This window comes from Delftia sp. CH05 (assembly GCF_009827015.1).
Classification (GTDB): Bacteria; Pseudomonadota; Gammaproteobacteria; order Burkholderiales; family Burkholderiaceae_C; genus Comamonas; species Comamonas tsuruhatensis.
Genome location: NZ_WUMG01000002.1, coordinates 1 through 21,429 on the forward strand (window position 1 = coordinate 1; position 21,429 = coordinate 21,429).

General features: G+C 67.0%; 16 protein-coding genes and 3 tRNA genes. 13 read left to right on the plus strand and 6 right to left on the minus strand.

Translation table 11 applies throughout. The features are described from left to right. Nucleotides 1–1,073: sensor histidine kinase (locus tag GRX31_RS01835; protein WP_237426600.1), on the plus strand; the 1,073-nt coding region annotated here is incomplete at its 5' end. Then, nucleotides 1,054–1,815 carry a LytR/AlgR family response regulator transcription factor gene (locus tag GRX31_RS01840; protein ID WP_016445809.1) on the plus strand — a complete coding sequence of 254 codons (762 nt, stop codon included), beginning with the start codon at nucleotides 1,054–1,056 and terminating at the stop codon, nucleotides 1,813–1,815. The genes GRX31_RS01835 and GRX31_RS01840, both read left to right, overlap by 20 nt. A 158-nt stretch (nucleotides 1,816–1,973) precedes the next feature. Here GRX31_RS01840 and GRX31_RS01845 read toward each other — a convergent pair whose 3' ends face one another. Then, nucleotides 1,974–3,458, minus strand: coding sequence for an aminotransferase class V-fold PLP-dependent enzyme (locus GRX31_RS01845; RefSeq protein ID WP_160851277.1), 1,485 nt, complete (start codon nucleotides 3,456–3,458; stop codon nucleotides 1,974–1,976). A 27-nt stretch (nucleotides 3,459–3,485) separates the two neighbouring features. Further along, nucleotides 3,486–3,956: a Rid family detoxifying hydrolase gene (locus GRX31_RS01850; RefSeq protein WP_016445807.1), complete on the minus strand. Its 471-nt coding sequence runs from the start codon at nucleotides 3,954–3,956 to the stop codon at nucleotides 3,486–3,488. Between the two features lie 638 nt (nucleotides 3,957–4,594). On the opposite strand from GRX31_RS01850, the gene GRX31_RS01855 reads away from it, so the two are divergent. Together GRX31_RS01855 and GRX31_RS01860 are read left to right on the plus strand one after the other, a co-directional pair. Next, entirely contained in the window at nucleotides 4,595–6,007 is a 1,413-nt protein-coding gene (locus tag GRX31_RS01855) for a cache domain-containing protein (protein ID WP_016445806.1), read from the plus strand. Next, nucleotides 6,004–6,666: a response regulator gene (locus tag GRX31_RS01860; protein WP_034366318.1), complete on the plus strand. Its 663-nt coding sequence runs from the start codon at nucleotides 6,004–6,006 to the stop codon at nucleotides 6,664–6,666. The genes GRX31_RS01855 and GRX31_RS01860 overlap by 4 nt, the downstream gene beginning before the upstream one ends. Nucleotides 6,667–6,683: 17 nt before the next feature. Here GRX31_RS01860 and GRX31_RS01865 read toward each other — a convergent pair whose 3' ends face one another. The 3 genes from GRX31_RS01865 to polA form a co-directional block, all read right to left on the minus strand. Next, nucleotides 6,684–7,517 carry a ZIP family metal transporter gene (locus tag GRX31_RS01865; RefSeq protein ID WP_016445804.1) on the minus strand — a complete coding sequence of 278 codons (834 nt, stop codon included), beginning with the start codon at nucleotides 7,515–7,517 and terminating at the stop codon, nucleotides 6,684–6,686. 173 nt (nucleotides 7,518–7,690) lie between these two features. Then, nucleotides 7,691–8,587 (minus strand): dienelactone hydrolase family protein, encoded by an 897-nt coding sequence (locus tag GRX31_RS01870; protein WP_047217403.1) that lies wholly within the window; start codon nucleotides 8,585–8,587, stop codon nucleotides 7,691–7,693. 57 nt (nucleotides 8,588–8,644) lie between these two features. Then, a complete protein-coding gene (gene polA / locus GRX31_RS01875) occupies nucleotides 8,645–11,488 on the minus strand; it encodes a DNA polymerase I (protein WP_074921077.1) in 2,844 nt (947 codons plus the stop codon). A gap of 72 nt (nucleotides 11,489–11,560) precedes the next feature. Between polA and GRX31_RS01880 the strand changes: the two genes are divergently transcribed. The 5 genes from GRX31_RS01880 to GRX31_RS01900 all read left to right on the plus strand — a co-directional run bounded on the left by GRX31_RS01880 (nucleotide 11,561) and on the right by GRX31_RS01900 (nucleotide 17,108). After that, a complete protein-coding gene (locus tag GRX31_RS01880) occupies nucleotides 11,561–11,935 on the plus strand; it encodes a hypothetical protein (RefSeq protein ID WP_016451118.1) in 375 nt (124 codons plus the stop codon). A gap of 126 nt (nucleotides 11,936–12,061) precedes the next feature. Beyond that, nucleotides 12,062–13,018, plus strand: coding sequence for a homoserine kinase (locus tag GRX31_RS01885; RefSeq protein WP_061287392.1), 957 nt, complete (start codon nucleotides 12,062–12,064; stop codon nucleotides 13,016–13,018). Between the two features lie 146 nt (nucleotides 13,019–13,164). Next, the gene (locus GRX31_RS01890) at nucleotides 13,165–13,998 is read left to right on the plus strand and encodes a BPSS1780 family membrane protein (protein ID WP_016445799.1); all 834 of its coding nucleotides are present in this window, start codon (nucleotides 13,165–13,167) and stop codon (nucleotides 13,996–13,998) included. Nucleotides 13,999–14,244: 246 nt separating this feature from the next. Beyond that, nucleotides 14,245–16,197, plus strand: coding sequence for a PhoX family protein (locus GRX31_RS01895; protein WP_016445798.1), 1,953 nt, complete (start codon nucleotides 14,245–14,247; stop codon nucleotides 16,195–16,197). Nucleotides 16,198–16,472: 275 nt separating this feature from the next. Then, nucleotides 16,473–17,108, plus strand: coding sequence for a hypothetical protein (locus GRX31_RS01900; RefSeq protein ID WP_016445797.1), 636 nt, complete (start codon nucleotides 16,473–16,475; stop codon nucleotides 17,106–17,108). A gap of 24 nt (nucleotides 17,109–17,132) precedes the next feature. On the opposite strand, the gene GRX31_RS01905 is transcribed toward GRX31_RS01900, so the two are convergent. Next, the gene (locus tag GRX31_RS01905) at nucleotides 17,133–19,601 is read right to left on the minus strand and encodes a UvrD-helicase domain-containing protein (RefSeq protein ID WP_160851515.1); all 2,469 of its coding nucleotides are present in this window, start codon (nucleotides 19,599–19,601) and stop codon (nucleotides 17,133–17,135) included. Between the two features lie 318 nt (nucleotides 19,602–19,919). Here GRX31_RS01905 and GRX31_RS01910 point away from each other — a divergent pair, with 318 nt between their 5' ends. From GRX31_RS01910 to GRX31_RS01925, 4 genes are all read left to right on the plus strand, one after another. After that, entirely contained in the window at nucleotides 19,920–20,897 is a 978-nt protein-coding gene (locus GRX31_RS01910; protein WP_016445795.1) for a GMP reductase, read from the plus strand. 178 nt (nucleotides 20,898–21,075) lie between these two features. After that, nucleotides 21,076–21,151: transfer RNA gene (locus GRX31_RS01915), tRNA-Lys, on the plus strand. A gap of 55 nt (nucleotides 21,152–21,206) precedes the next feature. Continuing rightward, a tRNA-Lys gene (locus GRX31_RS01920) sits at nucleotides 21,207–21,282 on the plus strand. A 47-nt stretch (nucleotides 21,283–21,329) separates the two neighbouring features. Beyond that, nucleotides 21,330–21,405: transfer RNA gene (locus GRX31_RS01925), tRNA-Lys, on the plus strand. Nucleotides 21,406–21,429 lie beyond the last annotated feature (24 nt).

The window sequence follows — 21,429 nt, forward strand, 5'->3', positions numbered from 1 at the left end:
CCACTGCCCCCCCGCCCCTGCCTGCGGCGCTGGTCTTTGACGCCTGCAACGTAGGCGTGGTGCTGCGCGCCGTGCTGTTTGTGCAGGCCGTGGTGGCAACGGCCTCGATGTTCGGCGCCGACTCGCCCCTGCAGTGGCTGCAGGGCATGGCCCTGCTGACCGGCGCCTGCCTGCCCGGCACGCTGGTCTGGCTGGTGGCCGCCTGCCTGCTCAAGCACCCGCTGCAGCGGCTGCCCGCATCCGGCCAGTACGCGGCCGGTGTGCTGCTGGGCATGGCGGCCGGGCTGTATGCCTGCGCCATGCTGCACCTGGCCGGCGGCACCAGCGCCCCCTGGCTGGCCAGCGCCGTGTCCGGCGGACTGCTGGCAGCCCTGCTGGTCGCAGCCCTGGTGCTGCGCGCACGCGGCCACGCACCCGCCGACACGCAGGCGCGGCTGGCCGAGCTGCAGTCGCGCATACGCCCGCATTTCCTGTTCAACACGCTCAACAGCGCCATCGCCCTGGTGCGCGCCGAGCCCGCCAAGGCCGAGGCCCTGCTGGAGGACCTCAGCGACCTGTTCCGCTATGCGCTGGCCGAGCCGCACAGCACGACCACGCTGGCCGAGGAGATCGAGCTGGCCCAGCGCTACCTGGCCATCGAGCAGGTGCGCTTTGGCGAACGGCTGCAGGTGCGCTGGCAACTGGACCCTGCCGCCCACGGCGCCCTGCTGCCGCCGCTGCTGCTGCAGCCGCTGGTGGAAAACGCCATACGCCATGGCGTGGAGCCCAGCGCACGCGGCGGCAAGCTGCAGGTGCGCACCGAGCGCCGTGGCGATCTGGTGGAGGTGCGCATCACCAACACCCTGCCCTCCGAGATCGATTCCGCCAGCGCAGCCGGCACGCGCGGCAACGGCATTGCGCTGGCCAATGTGCGCGCCCGGCTGTCGCTGCTGCACGACCTGCAGGCCCACCTCACGGCGCGCACGCTCAACGGGCATTTCGTGGTGCGCATCAGCCTGCCGCTGGCACCGCCTGCCAGCCAACCCACGAAGGCTTTATCGAAGAAGAAGCACCATGCACATCCTGATCGTTGACGACGAAGCCCTGGCCCGCGCGCGGCTGCGCACCCTGCTGGCCGACGTGCAGGCATGCACGGGCAGCGGCCCGCACCAGGTCAGCGAGGCGGCGGACGCCCGCCAGGCCATGGCCGTGCTGCAGGCGCCGGGCCCGCGCCCCGTGGAACTGGCGCTGCTGGACATCCACATGCCCGGCCAGGACGGCCTGGCCCTGGCCCATATGCTGCGCCGCCTGCCGCTGCCGCCTGCCGTGGTCTTCGTCACCGCCCATGCCGGCCACGCGGTCGAGGCCTTCGACCTGGATGCTGCCGACTACCTGACCAAGCCCGTGCGCCGCGAACGCCTGCAGCAGGCCCTGGCCAAGGCCGCGCGCACGGCCGCGCACCAGACGGCCGAACGCGACAGCGGCCCCGTGCTGCTGATACAGGACCGGGGCGCCACCGTGCGCCTGCCCCTGTCGGAGGTGCTCTACCTCAAGGCCGAACAGAAATACGTGACCGTGCGCACCGTGGGCCGCAGCTACATCCTCGACGGCGCCCTGGCCGACCTGGAGGCCCGCCACGCCGACCACCTGCTGCGCGTGCACCGCAACGCCCTCGTGGCACGCAGCGCCCTGCGCGCCCTGGAACGCCACGACGACCCCACCGAAGGCGAAGGCTGGGCCCTGCGCCTGCACGGCATCCCCGAACTGCTCATGGTCTCGCGCCGCCAGCTCCCCCAGGTCCGCGCCGCCATCCGCGACGAAGGACAGCCCGGCTGAGGCGCAGGGCTCAAGGAGCCCGGCCCAAGACAGCCCCCCGCGTCAGAAAGCACGCCCGCAACACAAGCATGGCCCAACGCGAGGGACACCGAGCAAGGGCCGCCCCGCAGCGAGGGTGTCGTCCCCCTCGGGGGGAAGGCGCGCAGCGCCTCAGGGGGCTACATTTTTCTAGACAGATCCCACATCGCATCCACCAGCAGATCGATGTCCCGCGCGTCATGCCACAGGTGCGTGGACACGCGCACGCCGTAGTGGTCTGCCGCCGCGCCGATCACGGGGAAGTTGGAGTTGCGGATCACGAAGCCCTGCRGATAGTCGCTGAGCATGCGCGCCACGAAGGTCGAGGACTTGGTCCCGTTCATCACGTCGTCCTTGTTCTGGAACGGGTTGAAGCAGGTCAGCGCCGACAGCAGCTTGGGATCGTCCTTGGGCGAGTACAGCGAGTCCACGCCCCAGCGCTCGACGATCTTTTCCTTGAGGTAGGACGACAGCGTCAGGTCATAGGTCTCGATCTTCTTGCGGCCGATGCTGTCCCACTGCGCGCAGGCCTGGGCCAGCGCCATGAACATGGGCGTGTGCACGCTGCCGCAGGAAGTGACCGAGGCGGCGATGTCGTAGGTCTCCTTGGCCGTGGTCGTGCGCTCCAGCGCCGGATAGGCGCTGGTGTGCACCGGGTACCACTTGGGCAGGGGCAGCGGGTTGGAGGCGCGGATCTTGTTGCGGATGATGAGGATGCCCGTGGAGCCCGGGCCGCACTGCCACTTGTGGCCCGCGCCCGACATGAAGTCCATGCCCAGCTCCGCATAGTTGTAGGCCATCATGCCCGGCAGGTGGGCGCCGTCCACGATGCTGATCAGGCCGTGCGCCTTGACCACGCCCATCAGGTCGGCAATGGGCAGCATGGTGCCGGTCTTGTAGGTGGGAGAGGACCACATCATGGCGCGCACGCGCTTGCCCTGGGCCTTGAGCGCGCGGATGCGCTCGTCGAACAGGTTCACGTAGGTGGCGGCCGTCTGGTTGTTGCCCACGGGCAGCGCAATGCGCGAGACCTCGATGCCGTAGCGGTCCTGGGCGATCTTCAGCGGCGTGTCGCCGCCGCCGTGCTCGTGGTTGGTGGTCACCACCACGTCGCCACGCTGCCAGTCGATGCCCAGGATGGCGTGGCACATGCCCGAGGAGGTGTTGGCCGAGAAGGCCAGCTCGTCGGCATCCACGCCAAAGCCCGGCGCCACCTGCTTGCGCAGGTCCAGCAGGTTGCTGTAGCCGTTGCCCGAGTCGGCGGCCTTCTTGCGGTTTTCGGTATCGAACACATCGAGCACCAGCTTGGGCATGGAGCCCGCCGTGCCGATGTTCATATAGGTCTTCTCGGGCTTGAGGATGAACATGCTCTGCACGTCGGTCCAGAAGGCCTCGTCACGCATGAGCTGCTCGCGCAGCGCAGCGGCCGAGGTCTGGGCATTGCCGCTGCCGCAGGCAGCCAGCAGCGGGCCCAGCGTGGCTGCGCCGGTGCCGTAGCCCAGCATGCGCAGGAAGTCGCGGCGCTTGGAAGTCCAGCGCGCGGGATAGCCGGATTCGCCGGCGGCCGCAGTGGCGGTCAGGGATGTGGCCTGCTCGGCCGCGATCTGGGGGTGTCGTGCGTTCATGCGGTCCTCCTGTCGTTGCGCAAGCGGTCAGCGGCGGCCGACGATGGCCGAGATTTCGATCTTCACATCGCGCGGCAGGCGCGCCACCTCCACCGTGGCCCGAGCGGGGGCGCCGGTCTTGAAGTACTCGCCATAGACCTTGTTCATGGCGGCGAACTCGTTGAGGTCCTTCATGAAGACCGAGGTGGACAGCACATCCTCATAGCCCAGTCCCTGGGACTTGAGCTTGGCGCCGATGTGGTCCAGCACGGCGCGCGTCTGCTCCTCGATGGTCGTGCCCTGGATGGCCGTGCCCTGCGCGTTCAGCGGCAGCACGCCCGAGAAGTAGATCGTGTTGCCATGCGCCACCATCTGCGAATACGGGCCGATGGCCGGATAGATCTGCGTGGTGGACAGCACCTCGCGCTTGTGGGGCGCGGCGCAGCCCGCCAGCGTCGCTACCGCCGCCGCCACACCGCATGCCAGCGCCACGCGCCGCAGGTTCGATCGAATATCCATGGTATTGCCTTTCTGAAACAAAAATACAAACTGCCACTGCCGTGCCGCGCATTACTGCAACGGCGCCCCGGAAACACTTCGTCACCATTTAATTGGGTCATCGAAGGCGACATGAATCATTGACACAAAATGATTCGAATCAGTGATTTCACGGAGAAATTCTAGGCAGGGATCTGGAGCATTCGATAATGAATTTTCCCCTACGCACCACTACGCAGGACCGCTTGCGCAGTGCTACGCAGCAGGATAACTCTCTTCTGAAACAACGGCTTGGCACGGAACCTGCTCAACCGTAGCCAGGCATGTCAGACAGATGAGGGACGGCGCACCACAATACGGCAAAACCATTATTCAAGACCCCAAAAAGGGGACAACGCACCAAGAAAATGCATATCGGATTCCCTATGTCAATGGGATATTCTTTCGTGCGCGAAATATATTATCCATGGCATTTTCCTTGGGATATTCAAATTCCTTTTCCTGCGCGCGTGGATATGCAGCGCGCACAGGCCATTGGCAGATACGACGCCCGCCATTCAAGGTCCGCTGCCGGGCCCCGGCGCCATGCGCGCAAGCCCTGTTGACAAGGTCCGTGCACTGGGCGGAAAAGATCGTCGGTGCACTCCACACAGGCTCCCATGCAACTTCCGCTGAAACTTGCGCTTCTGTCGATTGCCGCCATCGCGTTGGCCCTGGGCCTGGTCGCGGTGACCGTGCAACACCAGACACTGGAGCTGGCCCGCCAGGAACGAGAGCTGGTCGAGACCGCCTACCTGCACAGCAAGGAGACCGAGCTGCGGCACTACGTGCAGCTTGCGACCACGGCGCTGGCGCGCATCCAGTCCAGCGGCGAGGAGCCATCCGTGCAGCGGCGCCAGGCGCTGGATACGCTGGCGCGCATGCAGTTCGGCGAGGACGGCTACTTCTTTGTCTACGACGAACACGGCAACGTGCTGCTGGATGCGCGGCAGATGGGCCTGTCGGGCGTGGACCTGTGCGATCCCAACAGCCCGGGCGGCGCAGGGCCCGCCAGGATCATCCTGGATGCCGCGCGCAGCGGCGGCGGCCTGGTGCGCTACCAGTGGCAAAAGCCGTCCTCGCTGCGTACCGAGGCCAAGCTCGCCTACGTGGCCACGGTCCCCGAATGGGGCTGGTCGCTGGGCACGGGCCTGTACCTGGACGATGTGGAGCAGGCGCTGCGCCAGATCGACGAAAGCGCCCAGGCCAATATCGCGGCCACGCGCTGGCGCATCTTCGGCATTGCGGCGCTGTGCATCGTGCTCATCGGCGTGGCGGGGCTGGCGTTCAATCTCAGCGACCACCGCGTGTCCAGCACCAAGCTGCAGCGCCTGGCCCAGCGCGTGGTGCATTCGCAGGAGGAAGAACGCACGCGCGTGGCGCGCGACCTGCATGACGGCGTGGTCCAGGTGCTGGTCTCGTCCAAGTTCCTGCTGGAGACGGCCCAGGCCCAGCTCAGGCGCCTGGCCGCACAGGACCCGGCCACGGCCCAGCGCATGGTGGACCAGGGACTGGAGCAGCTCAACCACGCGCTGGTGGAGATACGGCGCGTCTCCCACGGCCTGCGCCCCGCCCTGCTGGACGACCTGGGCCTGGCCCCGGCCCTGGCACTGATGAGCCAGCAGATGCAGGCCGAGGACGGCCTGCGCATGCAGTTCGGCTGCCGGGGCGAGACCCGCTTTCTGCCGCCCAGCCACGCCACGGCCCTGTTCCGCGTGGCCCAGGAGGCCGTGACGAATGCGCAAAACCATGCGCAGGCCACGCGCATCGACGTCAGCCTGCACTTTCAGCGCCGCCGCGTGGTGCTGCAGGTCAGCGACGACGGCCAGGGCTTCGACATGCGCCGCGTGCAGCGCGACCGCCAGGGCGGCATCGGCCTGCGCAACATGCGCGAGCGCATCGAGGGCCTGGGCGGCCATCTGAGCATCAGCTCGGGCGCCCGGGGCACCCGGCTGGTCGCCGTGCTCTACCGCAGCGGCGGCATGCCGCTGTCTCCCTCACCGGAATTCGAACTCCCACAGGCCGCTGCATGAACCCCATGATCCGCATCCTCCTGGTGGACGACCACCCTCTTGTGCGCGACGGCGTGTCCATGCGCCTGCAGGCCACCGACCATATCCGTGTCGTGGGCGAGGCCGCCAGCGTGGACCAGGCCGTGCCGCTGGCGCGCGAGCTGTCGCCCGACCTGGTGGTGACCGACATCCGCATGCCGGGCGCCAGCGGCATCGACCTGGCCGCGCTGTTCCGCGATCAGTTCCCCCTGGTGCGCGTGCTGGTGCTGTCCATGCACGAGGACCCCGAGTACGTGCGGCGCGCCGTGGCACTGGGCGCACGCGGCTATGTGCTCAAGGATGCGCCGGCGCAGCAGCTCATCGAGGCCATAGACCGGGTCTACGCGGGCGGCCTGTATTTCAGCCCCGGCCTGCAGCCCGTGGTCGAGGACGACGGCGCCGGTGCCGGCCCCCGGCGCGCCCTCACGCCGCGCGAGGCCAGCGTGCTGCAGTGGATCTCGGAGGGCCGCTCCAACAAGGAGATTGCAGCGCTGATGGGCACCTCGGTGCGCACCGTGGAAACCCACCGGCTGCACCTGCGCCGCAAGCTGCGCATCGACGGCCATGCGGCCTTCATCAAGTACGCCGTGGACTATGCCGACCTGCTGGGCAGCACGCCCGTGCAGGCCGGTGCGGGATAGCCTGAAACGCCGCCCGCTCAGTGCGCGTGCGCCGCGCGGCTGACCACGGTGACCAGCACGATGCCCAGCATCAGCCAGCCCACCTGGGCCACGGTCTCGCGCGCGCTCAGGCGCTTTTGCAGCTGGGGAATCAGGTCGGCCAGCGCCACGTAGATGAAGCTGCTGGAGGCCACGGCCAGGAAGTACGGCAGCAGCTCCTGCAGCTGGCCGACCAGGAAATAGCCGCCAATGCCGCCCAGCGTGGTCACGGCCCCGGCCATGGACACCTTGATCAGGGCCACGCGCCGGTTGGAGCTGGACTGGCGCAGCACCACGATGTCGCCCATGTGGTGCGGCACCTCGTGGGCCAGCACCGACACCGCCGCGATCAGCCCCAGGCGCATGTCGGCCATGAAGGCGGAGGCGATCAGCACGCCATCGCCGAAGCAGTGCACGCTGTCGCCGGTCAGCACCGCCCAGCCGCCGTGGCGGTGGCCATGATGGTGGCCATGGGAATGGTCATGGGCGTGGCCCTGGTGATCGTGATGCTCGTGGTGATCGTGCTCATGGGCCGGCGGCGCGCCGTGCTCATGCCCGTGGTGCCACAGCTCGGCCTTGGACAGCAGGAAAAAGAACACCAGGCCCACCAGCAGCGTGACGAACAGGTCGTGCGCGCCGGCCTCGCTCTCGAAGGCTTCGGGCAAGAGGTGCATGAAGGCCGTGGCCAGCAGCGCGCCCGCCGCCAGGCTCAACAGCCGCTGCGGCATCATGCCCGGCGAGCGGTTGCCTCCCAGCCCCATCAACAACGCGGCCACCCAGACGCTGCCAATACCGGCGGCCAGGGTGGCCAGAATGATTGCTACCAATGTCATAGCGATTTGTGCTTCAACCGTATGCCCTTGCAGGCGAAACCCGCGAATTCTCGCAGAAAGACCGGCCCCATCGCAGCCGTGGCCTGCGATCCCATGAAGGAAGCAGGCCACGGTGTCGGGTGCCCTCGGTTTCAGCCTACAGAAGCTGTCAAGCCCCCCCAGCGCAAAAAAGCTCAGGGCGCGACGCCGTTCTTGTTGAACCAGGCCAGCATTTTTTGCCAACCGTCGCGCGCAGCCTGCTCGCGGTAGCTGGGCCGGTAGTCGGCATGGAAGGCGTGGGGCGCCTCCGGGTAGATCACAAACTCCGAGGCCTTGGCCGCTGCCGAGCCCTGCTTGAGCGCCTCGCGCATGCGCTCCACGGATTCCAGCGGAATGCCCGTGTCCTGCCCGCCATACAGGCCCAGCACCGGCGCCTTGAGGCTGGAGACCAGCTCCAGCGGATGGCGTGGCTGCAGCGCGGTCTTGGCGCCTTCCAGCCGGCCGTACCAGGCCACGCCGGCCTTGACCGGGCCATGGGCCGCATACAGCCAGGTGATGCGCCCGCCCCAGCAAAAGCCCGTGATGGCCACGCGCGCCGTATCGCCGCCCTGCGTGCCCGCCCATTGCACGGCGCCGTCCAGGTCGGCCATGACCTGTTCGTCGGGCACCTTGGAGACCAGCTCGCTCATGAGCTTGGCGATCTCGGTATAGGTCTTGGGATCGCCCTGGCGCGCATACAGATCGGGGGCGATGGCCAGGTAGCCGGCACGCGCCAGGCGGCGGCAGGTGTCGGCAATGTATTCGTGCACGCCGAAGATCTCGGAGATCACCAGCACCACGGGCACATTCTTCTTGCCGGCGGGTGCGGCGCGGTAGGCCGGCACCTTGAAGCCGTTCACGGTGAAATGCACCTCGCCGGCCGTCAGGCCATCGGCCGGCGTGGAGATGGCGGTCTGCGCCATGAGCGGCGTGGCCGCGGCGGCATAGCCCAGGCCCAGGGCCGTCTGCAATGCCAGGCGCCGCGTGGGCCCCTCTTCGCTGCTGCGCCCCGGAACCAGGGCCTTCAGGTCTTGCTGCTGATCGTCACGCATGCATCTCTCCTTGGTGGTGGTTGAGAACCGGCCAAGTCTACGATGCGCGCGTGAAGCTCAATGTGCCTTGTCCCAGTTGGGGCCGACGCCCACTTCGGCGAGCAAGGGAACCTTCAGTTCCGCCACGCCGGCCATCAGGCGCGGGATCTCGGTGCGCACCCAGTCCGACTCGCCTTCGGGCAGCTCGAACACCAGTTCGTCGTGCACCTGCATGATGACGCGGACCTCGGACTGCCTGGCATCGAGCTCGGCCTGCACCGCCACCATGGCCTTCTTGATCAGGTCGGCCGCCGTGCCCTGCATGGGCGCGTTGATGGCCTGGCGCTCGGCCGCCTTCTTGCGCGGGCCGCTGCCGCCGTTGATATCCACCAGGTACAGGCGGCGGCCGAAGACGGTTTCCACGTAGCCGTGGTCGCGCGCGAATTCCACCGTCTCGTCCATGTAGCGCTTGACGCCTGGATAGCGCTGGAAATAGCGGTCGATGTAGGCGGCGGCAGCCTTGGTCTCTATGCCCAGGTTCTTGGCCAGGCCAAAGCTGCTCATGCCGTAGATCAGCCCGAAGTTGATGACCTTGGCATAGCGGCGCTGCTCGCTGCTGACCTGCTCCAGCTCCACGTTGAAGACTTCCGATGCCGTGGCCCGGTGCACGTCGCGGCCTTCGTGGAAGGCGCGCAGCAGCGACTCGTCGCCCGACAGGTGGGCCATGATGCGCAGCTCGATCTGCGAGTAGTCGGCGCTGGCGATCACATGGCCGGGCGCGGCAATGAAGGCCTCGCGCACGCGCCGGCCTTCGGGCGTGCGGATAGGGATGTTCTGCAGGTTGGGGTCGTTGCTGGACAGGCGCCCCGTCACGGCCACGGCCTGGGCGTAGTGCGTGTGCACCCGGCCCGTGCGCGGCAGCGCCAGCTGGGCCAGCTTGTCGGTATAGGTGCCCTTGAGCTTGGACAGGCTGCGGTGCTCCAGCAGCTTGGCGGGCAGCGGATAGTCCTCGGCCAGCTTCTCCAGCACCTCTTCATCGGTGCTGCGTGCGCCGGTGGCCGTCTTCTTGACCACGGGCATGCCCAGCTTGTCGAAGAAGATCTCGCCCAGCTGCTTGGGGCTGGCCAGGTTGAAGGGCTGGCCCGCGATGTCGTAGGCCTCCTGCTCCAGCTGCACGATGCGCTGGCCCAGATCGTTGCTCTGCCTGGCCAGCGTGGCGGCATCGATGAGCACGCCGTTGCGCTCTATGCGGAACAGGGCCTCGCTGGTGGCGATCTCCAGCTCGTAGATGCCGCGCAGGCCGTCGTGCGCCTGCAGCTGCGGCCACAGCACGCGGTGGACGTCCAGGGTCTGGTCCGCATCCTCGCAGGCGTAGGCGGCAGCCTTGTCCACGGGCACCTGGGCAAAGGGGATCTGGTGGGCGCCCTTGCCGCACAGGTCTTCATAGCTGATGCCCGTGCGGTTGGTGTGGCGCAGCGCCAGGCTGGCCAGGCCGTGCGGGCGGTGCACTTCCAGCACATAGCTTTGCAGCATGGTGTCGTGCACATAGCCCTGCACCTCGATGCCGGCATTGGCGAAGACATGGCGGTCGTACTTGACGTGCTGGCCCAGCTTGGGCCGGGCCGCATCCTCCAGCCAGGGCTTGAGGCGCTGCAGCACTTCGTCGGCCGGCAGTTGCTCGGGCGCGTCGGGGCCGGCATGGCGCAGGGGGATGTAGGCAGCGGCGCCGGGCTCCACGCTCAGCGAGATGCCGACGATCTCGGCACGCATCTCGTCCAGCGAGGTGGTTTCGGTATCCAGGGCCGTGAGTTCGGCGGCGTTGATCTTGGCCAGCCACTGGTCGAACGCTTCCCAGGTCAGCACCACGTCGTAGTCCAGCGCACGCTGCTGGGCGGTCTCGGCCTCGGCGGTGGCGTCGTCGGATTCGGCCTGCTCCTGGGCAAACATGTCGCCCGTGGACTGGTCGGCACGCGGCTTGGCCGCTGGCTTGCGGCCGGCCTTGACGGCTTGCAGCGCATCGGGCTCGGGCGCGGCACCGCCGAGCATGCGTGCCAGCCCCTTGAAGCCGTAGCGCTCATAGAACTCGCGCAGCGGCGCGGTATCGGGCTCGCGCGGCGCCAGCGCGTCGAGCACGGGCAGGGTGGGCACTTCGGCGCTCAGGTCGCAGTCGGTCTTCATGGTGACCAGCTGGCGGCTCAGTGCCAGCTGGCCCGAGGCGATGGCATCGCGCAGGTTCTGGCCAGCCACGCCCTTGATGCCGTCGGCCGCAGCGATCAGGCCGTCGAGCGAGCCGTGCTCGGCCAGCCACTTGACGGCCGTCTTGGGGCCGACCTTGGCAACGCCGGGCACGTTGTCCACGGCATCGCCGACCAGCGCCTGGTAGTCGATCATCTGCGCAGGCGGCACGCCGAACTCGGCCGTCACGCCGGCCACGTCGCGGCGCTTGCCGCTCATGGTGTCCATCACCATGATGTGGGGATCCACCAGCTGGGACAGGTCCTTGTCTCCACTGGAGATGACCACGTTCACGCCCTGGGCGGCGGCCGTCTTGGCCAGGGTGCCGATCACGTCGTCGGCCTCCACGCCCTGGATGGCCAGCACGGGCCAGCCCATCAGGCGGACCACTTCGTGGATGGGCTCGATCTGCGAGCGCAGATCGTCGGGCATGGGCGAGCGGTGCGCCTTGTATTCGGGATAGAGCGCATCGCGGAAGGTGGGGCCGCTGGCGTCGAACACGCAGACCGCGTAGTCGGCCGCCACTTCCTTGCGGATCGCCTGGAGCATGTTGATCATGCCGCGGATGGCGCCCGTGGCGGGGCTTTCCGGGTTGCCGGGCTCGGCGCGCAGATCCGGCATGGCGTGGTAGGCGCGGTAGAGGTAGCTGGAGCCGTCGATCAGCACCAGGGTCTTGGAATTGCTCATGCGCCGATTGTGCACGCGCCGGCAGGGGGACAGGGCGGGACAGGGCCCGCCGCAAGACCTACAATGGAGCCCATGCGCGCCGCTCCACTTCTCATCCTCCTGAGCCTGGCCGCCAGCCCCGTGCTGGCCCAGAACCCCACGCCTGCCCCGGCTGCCTCCACCGCCCCCGCGGCGGCGACCGCCGGGCAGACCGCGCCGGACACGGCCAGGCCCGAGGCCCGCGACCGAAGCAACCAGCGCGTGGAACGCATCCATGTGGAAGACGAAGGCAGCCGCGTTGACGAACTGCGCGTGGGCGGCCAGACCCGAAGCATCACCGTGCAGCCCAAGGTCGGCGACATGCCCTCCTATGAGGTGCAGTCCAACGACGGCGCCCGCTCCTCGCGCAACCGCGGCGATGGCGACGGCACCAACGGCACGCGCGTCTGGAACCTCAAGAAGTTCTGATCCTCACCGGACTGTCCGGGCCCCGGGCCCGGCGGCATCCCAGGGGGCAGCACCTGACGGCGCTGCCCTCTTTCCATATCTGACGACAACGATTTCCGCCGAGCCGCGCTGGCCGGCAATGCAAACATGGCCGTTTTCACCGAAGTCTCCGACAAAGATGCGCGCGAGCTGCTGCGCCGCATGTCCCTGGGTTCCTTCAAGGAGCTGCGCGGCATCCAGGGCGGCATAGAGAACACCAACTACTTTCTCACCACCGAGCAGGGCGAGTGGGTGCTGACGCTGTTCGAGCGCCTGACGGCCGAGCAACTGCCCTTCTACCTGTACCTGATGAAGCATCTGGCGCAGGCCGGCATTCCCGTGCCCGACCCTCAGGCCGAGACGCGCAGCGGCGACATCCTGCTGCGCGTGTGCGGCAAGCCCGCCTCCATCGTCAACCGCCTGCCCGGCAGGAGCGAGCTGACCCCCCAGCCCGCACACTGCGCCGCCGTGGGCGAGATGCTGGCGCGCATGCACCTGGCCGGCCGAGACTACGATCGCCAGCAGCCCAATCTGCGCGGCCTGCCCTGGTGGAACGAGACCGTGCCCACGGTGATCCCGCACATCGACGCACCCACCGCCGACCTGCTGCGCTCCGAACTGGCCTTCCAGAACCATGTGGCCGCCTCGCCCGCCTATGCGGCCCTGCCGCGCGGCCCCGTGCATGCCGACCTGTTCCGCGACAACGTGATGTTCGAGGGCGAGCGCCTGACCGGCTTCTTCGATTTCTACTTCGCAGGCGTGGACAGCTGGCTGTTCGACCTGGCAGTGTGCCTCAACGACTGGTGCATCGAACACGCCACAGGCGCCCATGACGCGGCCAAGGCCAAGGCCATGATCGATGCCTACCAGTCCGTGCGCCCCCTGACCGCCGCCGAGCGAGAACTGTTCAACCCCATGCTGCGCGCGGGCGCGCTGCGCTTTTGGATCTCCCGCCTGTGGGATTTCCACCTGCCGCGCGAGGCCTCCATGCTCGTTCCCCACGATCCCACGCATTTCGAGCGCGTGCTGCGCCAGCGCCTGGCCCGCCCCGTGGCGCTGGACTGACGTCCCAGGCCGGCCACGACGCGGCTGCCGGAGGGCTTTGCGGTCCACGGGCCGCGCTTCCTCGGGTACAGTCCCCGTTCGGGCGCCAGCGGCGCGGCCCATGCCAGAGGCCATGCCCCATCCAGGCGCCCCGACTTCCTCACCCCATGAAACTTCTCATCGTTCCCGCCCGTACCGGCCTGCAATGGGTGCAGCAGGGCATCCGCACCTTCCGCCAGCAGCCGCTGGCGCTGGCGGCACTGTTCTTTCTGTCGATGGCGGCCATGTCGCTGGTCACGGTGCTGCCGCTGATCGGCCCCGTGATCGCGCTGGGCCTGCTGCCGGCCACATCGCTGGCCATGATGGTGGCGGCGGCCGAAGCCTCGCACGGGCGCGCGCCCACGCCGGCCCTGCTGCTGGTGGCCTTTCGCACCGGGCGCCAGCGCCTGAATTCCATGCTCACGCTGGGCGCCATGTATGCGGCAGGCTTCTTGCTGATCATGGGCCTGTCCATGCTGGTGGACGATGGCCAGTTCGCCAATGTCTACCTGGGCGGCGAGCCGCTGACGCGCGAGATCGCCGAATCGCCCGACTTCCAGGCCGCCATGTGGCTGAGCATGGGCCTGTACCTGCCGCTTTCGCTGCTGTTCTGGCATGCGCCGGGCCTGGTGCACTGGCACAACGTGCCGCCGGTCAAGGCCGTGTTCTTCAGCCTGGTGGCGTGCGTGCGCAACATCGGCGCACTGGTGGTCTTCGGCCTGAGCTGGATGGGCGTGTTCATCGTGGCCGGCATCGTGATGGCACTGATCTCGGCCGTGCTGGCCCAGGTGCTGGGCGGCATTGCCAACGGCCTGATGATTGCCACGGCCATGCTGCTGGCCGCCATGTTCTTCACCTCCATCGTCTTCACCTTCCGTGACTGCTTTGCGGCGCCCGATGAAAGCGATGGCAGCGACGCCATCGGCACCGAACCGCCGCAGCCGCCCGGACTGTCCGGCTGACGCCTGCACGGCACCAGATCACCAGGCCCCTTTCGAGGGGCTTTTTCTTTGCCGTTTCTCTGTCGTGCCAGCGGCCACCCGGGCGTCCACATGACGCAGTCACTGTTGTGTCATACGGATGCCATCGCTTTGTCACAGTGCCTGCCTAGCATGCCGTGCGGATGCATAGCCAGCGAGTGCGCAGCGGCATCCCGGCCCATCCCGCCCCCGATGGGCTGATGCAGACAACCCCACAACGGAAGCCCCATGTCCCAATCCACGATGCTCTCCCGCCGCAAGGCGCTGCAATTCCTGACCGGCGCCCCCCTGCTGCCGCTCGGCTCCGCCGTGTCCGCCGCCGGCCTGCTGACCGCCTGCGGCGGTGGCGATGACGGTCCCGCGAAGAACTATGTGGCGGCCAGCTTCACCTCCATGGCCGCGCCCACGCTGGCCACCCCCCAGGCCATGGCCCGGATGACCGTGGCCTCGCAGCTCAAGGTGCAGTACAGCGACAACAGCGAGCAGAGCTTCGACCTGGGCTACCAGCCCTTCTTCGTGACCGGCGACGAAGTGCCGGACGGCAAGGGCGGCAAGATCCTGGCCGGCGGCTACTACGACATCAACAACAACAAGATCATCGACCGCACCGTGGCCGGCAGCGAGCGCCACTTCTTCTCCGATGCGCCCGACGGCACCTCGCTGCTGACCGTGCCCAATGCCAAGGTGGATGGCGTCAAGGGCAAGCCCGTGTTCGCCGTGGTGCAGTTCGAATACACGACCTGGGCGCAGGATGGCAAGACCGACATGTACGGCAAGCTGCCCTCGCCCATCGCCGTGCTGACGCTGGACCAGGACCAGACCACGGGCAAGCTCAGCCTGGTCAAGTACCACAACGTGGACACCTCCAAGGTGCACGGCCTGTGGATCACCTGCGGCGCCAGCCTGTCGCCCTGGGGCACCCATCTGTCCAGCGAAGAGTACGAGCCCGACGCCTTCGCCACCGGCAATGCGCAGTTGCAGGCCTTCAGCCAGAACCTGTATGGCGACCAGACCAAGGCCAACCCCTACCACTACGGCCACATGCCCGAAGTGACTGTCAACGTGGACGGCACGGCCAGCATCAAGAAGCATTTCTGCATGGGCCGCATCTCGCACGAGCTGGTCCAGGTCATGCCCGACCAGCGCACGGCGCTGATGGGCGACGACGCCACCAACAGCGGCTACTTCGTCTTCGTGGCCGACAAGGAAAAGGACCTGTCCTCGGGTTCGCTGTACGTGGCCAAGGTGGGTGCAGGCTTCTCCATCGACCCCGCATCGGGCAGCGCCGCCGCGCTGACCTGGATCAAGCTGGGCTCGGCCACCAGCGCCGAGATCGAGCAGTTGGCCAACACGCTCAAGCCCACGGACATCATGACCGTGGCCAAGACCGATCCGGGCGACGCCAGCTACACCAAGATCACCGCCAACGGCAAGGTGGAGTGGATCAAGATCAACCCCGGCATGGAAAAGGCCGCCGCCTTCCTGGAAACCCACCGCTACGCCGCCTTCAAGGGCGCGAGCATGGGCTTCACCAAGATGGAAGGCACGACCGTCAACGCCAAGGACAAGGTGGCCTACTCGGCCCTGCAGAACTGCGAAAAGTCCATGGTGGCCGGTGATGCGCTGAACGTGGCAGGCAATGGCGTGTCCATCCCCAAGCAGCTCAAGGCCGGCGCCGTGATGGCACTGAACCTGCGCGGTGGCCAGAAGGACACGGCCGGCGCCGCCATCAACAGCGAGTGGATGCCCGTGGACACCAAGGCCCTGCTGGCCGGCGAGGACATCAGCGCCGACGCGCTGGGCAACACCGGCAACCCGAACAAGATCTGCAACCCCGACAACCTCAAGTTCTCGGAGAAGATGCGCACCCTGTTCATCGGCGAGGACAGCGGCCAGCACGTCAACAACTTCCTGTGGGCCTACAACATCGACACCAAGCAGCTGTCGCGCCTGATGTCGATTCCCGCAGGCGGCGAATCCACGGGCCTGCACGCCGTGGACGAGATCAACGGCTGGACCTACATCATGAGCAACTTCCAGCACGCCGGTGACTGGGGCAGCATCCACAACGTGGTCAAGTCCACGCTGGACCCGCTGATCAGCACCAACTATCGCGGCAAGTTCGGCGCCGCCGTCGGCTACCTGACCGGCACCGCTTCCCAGCCCAAGCTGTCGGCCTGACCGCCGCCACAACGCCCCGCCGCCCTGCGGCGCGTGGCGCCACAACAAGAAGGCCATGGATTTCCATGGCCTTTTTGCATGCCTGCGCCGCAACTGCATGGATGTCATGAACCCGACTCCTGGCGTGCAAAACAAGAGTCATTCTCACCTGGTCGCTATAATTTCTGATGCATTGCGGCGTCGCTAGCCCGCCATCGCACCATCTTCAGCCCCGCCGGATCACGCCCCTCAAGGCCCGGCAGGCGCACGCAGAGCCACACCACAGGAGAGACTCCATGACCCCAGCTTCCCGCATCCTTCGCAGCACGGCCTCCGCATGGCTGGCGGCCGCTGCCACCCTGGCGGTGCCGGCTGCACATGCCGACTACCTCTGGCTGCAGCAGGACGCAGGACAGGCCCGGGCCTATGCCGGAGAACTGCGCAAGCCGCTGCAACAGCTGCCGGCCCTGGAGGACGCCAAGCAGGTCCTGCCCGACGGCAAGAGCCTTCCCCTGAAGGCCGAGGCCAATCATTTCACCGCGGACGCAGGCCAGGGCGATGTGCGCATCGCCGCCACGCGCCCCGGCGCCAATGGCGTGCTGACCTATTACCAGGCCCGTTTCGGCCGCAATGACACCAAGGCCGTGAACGACCTGGAGCTGGTGCCCACCACGGCGGGCGGCGATACGTTCCAGCTGGTGTTCAAGGGCCGCAAGGTCGCGGCCAGCCAGGTCAATGTGCAGACCAGCGAGGGCTGGTACCGCACGCTCACGCCATCGCAGGACGGCACGGTGAGCTTCAAGCCCTACTTCCCGGGCCTGTACGTGCTGGAGGTGACGGCGCGCGTGGACAACGGCTCGGTCACGCTGGACGGCAAGAAATACACCGACGTGCGCCACACCACCACGCTGAGCTTCGAAGTCAAGCCCTGACCGCCGGACACGACGGCCCGGCCCTCACTCCACGACCGTGAGCTTGGCAATGGACAGCGCCAGCCACTTCGTGCCGTGGCGCCCAAAGCTGACCTGGGCACGCGCGTCGTCGCCCGTGCCTTCCAGGGCCAGCACCTTGCCTTCGCCGAACTTGTTGTGGAACACGTTCAGGCCCACGCGCAGGCCGTGGCCCGGGTCGGCCTTTTGCGGCGGCACGGGCGGGCTGGCGAAGACCTCGCTGCGCCAGCCTTCGGCCTTGCTGCCGAAGCCGCCGCGATCGCGTGAGCCATAGCCGCTACCACCGCCGCCACCGGGGCGGGGCGCGTAGCTGCCAAAGCCGCCCTGCTTCGGCGTGATCCACTTGAGCGCCTCTTCAGGCAGCTCGTCGAAGAAGCGGCTCTTGACGTTGTAGCGCGTCTGCCCGTGCAGCATGCGCGTCTGCGAATGGCTCAGGTACAGGCGCTTGCGCGCGCGGGTGATGGCCACATAGGCCAGGCGGCGTTCTTCCTCCAGGCCGCCTCGGTCCATCATGGCGTTCTCGTGCGGGAACAGGCCCTCTTCCACGCCGCCGATGAAGACGGCGTCGAACTCCAGGCCCTTGGAGGCATGCACGGTCATCAGCTGCACGGCGTCCTGGCCTGCCTGGGCCTGGTTGTCGCCAGCCTCCAGCGCCGCGTGCGTCAGGAAGGCGGCCAGCGGCGACAGGGTCTCGCCGGTATCGGCATCGACCATGCCGGCCACGGTGCCGGCCGGCGGCGTGAGCGGCGTGTCCAACAGCGGCAGCGCAGGGTCCAGGCCCTGGCTGGCAGGGCTTTGCGTCAGCGCCCTGGCGCCGTCGTGCTCGTCCAGCGGCAGGGCCACGGCATCGCGGCCAAAGCCTTCCTGGGTGACAAAGCTCTCGGCCGCGTTCACGAGTTCCTGCAGGTTCTCGATGCGGTCGGCGCCCTCCTTTTCGTTGCGGTAGTGCTCGAGCAGGCCGCTTTCTTCCTCGATGGCCTCGATGATCTCGCGCAGCGTGCGGCCCTGGGTCTGCTCGCGCAGCACGTCGATCTTGGCGACAAAGCCTGCGAGCTTGGCGCCCGGCGCGCCCGCCACCGCCGAGACGGCATCGTGCAGCGAGCAGCCCGCGCTGCGCGCCGCGTCCTGCAGCGTCTCCACGCTGCGCGCGCCGATGCCGCGCGGTGGGAAGTTCACCACGCGCAAAAAGCTGGTGTCGTCGTGCGGGTTCTCCAGCAGGCGCAGGTAGGCCAGCGCATGCTTGATTTCGGCGCGCTCGAAAAAGCGCAGCCCGCCGTACACGCGGTAGGGAATGGCGGCATTGAACAGCTGCGATTCGATCACCCGGCTTTGCGCATTGCTGCGGTAGAGCACGGCGATTTCCTGGCGCTGCCAGCCGTCCTTTTTCACGAGCTGCTGGATTTCCTCGACCATCCACTGCGCCTCGGCCATGTCGGTGGGCGCCTCGTAGATGCGCACGGGCTCGCCCGGGCCCTGGGTGGTGCGCAGGTTCTTGCCCAGGCGCTGGCTGTTGTGGCTGATGAGCGCGTTGGCGCAGTCCAGGATGTTGCTGTAGGAGCGGTAGTTCTGCTCCAGCTTGATCTGCTGGCGCACATCGAACTCGCGCACGAAGTCCTGCATGTTGCCCACGCGCGCACCGCGAAAGGCGTAGATGCTCTGGTCGTCGTCGCCCACGGCGATCACGCTGCCCAGGGCCTGCAGGCGGCCATCCACCACGTCGCCCGCCAATTGCTTGAGCCACTGGTATTGCAGCTTGTTCGTGTCCTGGAACTCATCGACCATGATGTGGCGAAAGCGCCGCTGATAGTGGGCGCGCAGCGCGGCGTCGTCGCGCAGCAGCTCGAAGGAGCGCAGCATCAGCTCGCCGAAATCGACCACGCCTTCGCGCTGGCACTGCTCCTCGTAGAGCTGGTAGATCTCGACCTTCTTGCGCGTGTCCGGGTCATTGGCCACCACGTCGCCGGGGCGCATGCCCTCTTCCTTGCAGCCGGCAATGAAGTACTGCAGCTGCTTGGGCGGGAAGCGCTCGTCGTCCACGTTGAACTGCTTGCACAGGCGCTTGACGGCCGACAGCTGGTCCTGCGTGTCCAGGATCTGGAAGGTGGACGACAGCCCTGCCGCCTGATGGTGGGCACGCAGCAGCCGGTTGCACAGGCCGTGGAAGGTGCCTATCCACATGCCGCGCACGTTGTAGGGCAGCATGGTCGACAGGCGCGCCAGCATTTCCTTGGCCGCCTTGTTGGTGAAGGTCACGGCCAGGATGGAGCCCGGCGTGGCCTGGCCCGTCTGCAGCAGCCAGGCGATGCGCGTGGTCAGCACCCGCGTCTTGCCCGAGCCGGCGCCGGCCAGGATCAGCGCATGGCCGGCCGGCAGCGTGACGGCAGCGAGCTGCTCCTCGTTGAGGTTGGCCAGCAAAGGGGAGTTGGAGGCGGGTGCGGCACCGGAGGCGCCGTCGAGCAGATCGATCGGGAACATCCCGGCATTGTAGGAAGCGCCCTGGCCTGCGGGGAAAGCCATGCTGCATTTCCCGCATTCGACACATGCAGCGCATCTTCCCGGTCCATAACGCCATTGCTATAACCGCTATATTGACAGGGCGCCCAGGCCCGCCGCCGGCAACGTATAGAATCAATCACCGGGCCCAAGTTTCTTGCGGTCCGGTTTTTTGTGCCCGGGCCACAGCCGCCCTGGCGACGCGGCCCGCCCGCGCCGCCCGCAAGACCGGCCTCCAAGCCAAGCGCCCCATCGCGGAGGGATGTTCCTGCCGCGACCTTTCATGGAGCTTGGAATCAAATGGAAATCTTCGACTACGACAACATCCTGCTGCTGCCGCGCAAGTGCCGCGTGGAAAGCCGCTCGGAGTGTGATGCCAGCGTGGAGCTGGGCGGTCGGTCCTTCCGCATCCCGGCCGTGCCGGCCAACATGAAGACGGTGGTGGATGAAAGCATCTGCACCTGGCTGGCCCGCAACGGCTACTTCTACGTGATGCACCGCTTTGACCTGGACAACGTGCAGTTCGTGCGCGAGATGCAGGGCAAGGGCTGCTTCGCCTCCATCTCGCTGGGCGTCAAGAAGCCCGACTACGACACCGTGGACCGCTTCGTCGCCGAAGGCCTGTGCCCTGAATACATCACCATCGACATCGCCCACGGCCATGCCGACAGCGTGAAGAACATGATCGGCTACCTCAAGGAAAAGCTGCCCAAGTCCTTCGTGATCGCCGGCAACGTGGGCACGCCCGAAGCCGTGATCGACCTCGAGAACTGGGGCGCCGACGCGACCAAGGTCGGCATCGGCCCCGGCAAGGTCTGCATCACCAAGCTCAAGACGGGCTTCGGCACGGGCGGCTGGCAGCTGTCGGCGCTCAAGTGGTGCGCGCGCGTGGCCACCAAGCCCATCATTGCCGACGGCGGCATCCGCAGCCACGGCGACATCGCCAAGAGCGTGCGCTTTGGCGCCACCATGGTGATGATCGGCTCGCTGTTCGCGGGCCATGAGGAATCGCCGGGCCAGACGGTCGAGGAAAACGGCCAGCGCTTCAAGGAGTACTACGGCTCGGCCTCGGACTTCAACAAGGGCGAATACAAGCACGTCGAAGGCAAGCGCATCCTCGAGCCCGTCAAGGGACTTCTGGCCGACACCCTGATCGAGATGGAGCAGGATGTGCAAAGCTCCATCAGCTACTCGGGCGGCAAGAAGCTGATGGACATCCGCAAGGTCAACTACGTGATCCTGGGCGGTGACAACGCAGGCGAACATCTGCTGATGTAAGCGCAGACACCAAGGCAAGGCGGCTTCGGCCGCCTTTTTTTGTGCCTGCGTTCCCGACGTCACGCAGGCCGCGCATGCCGAGATCGCGCCATGAACCAAAAAATTGGCGTGTCTTCCTGCAAGCATGCCAAAAATGCCGCATAATTGCGGTCTCGTTTGCAGCGCAGACTTGTTTTTGGGGCTCTTAGCTCAGCTGGTAGAGCAGCGGACTCTTAATCCGTTGGTCGAGTGTTCGAATCACTCAGGGCCCACCAAAAATTCCTTTTCAGCCTGGATTCATCCAGGCTGATTCCTTCGGAATACCCGAGGGGGCTCTTAGCTCAGCTGGTAGAGCAGCGGACTCTTAATCCGTTGGTCGAGTGTTCGAATCACTCAGGGCCCACCAAGAATTCCTTTGCCTGATCTCTTCAGGCAGCCACGCAGAAATACGTGGGGCTCTTAGCTCAGCTGGTAGAGCAGCGGACTCTTAATCCGTTGGTCGAGTGTTCGAATCACTCAGGGCCCACCACCAACACCCCGAAAAAGGCACTCA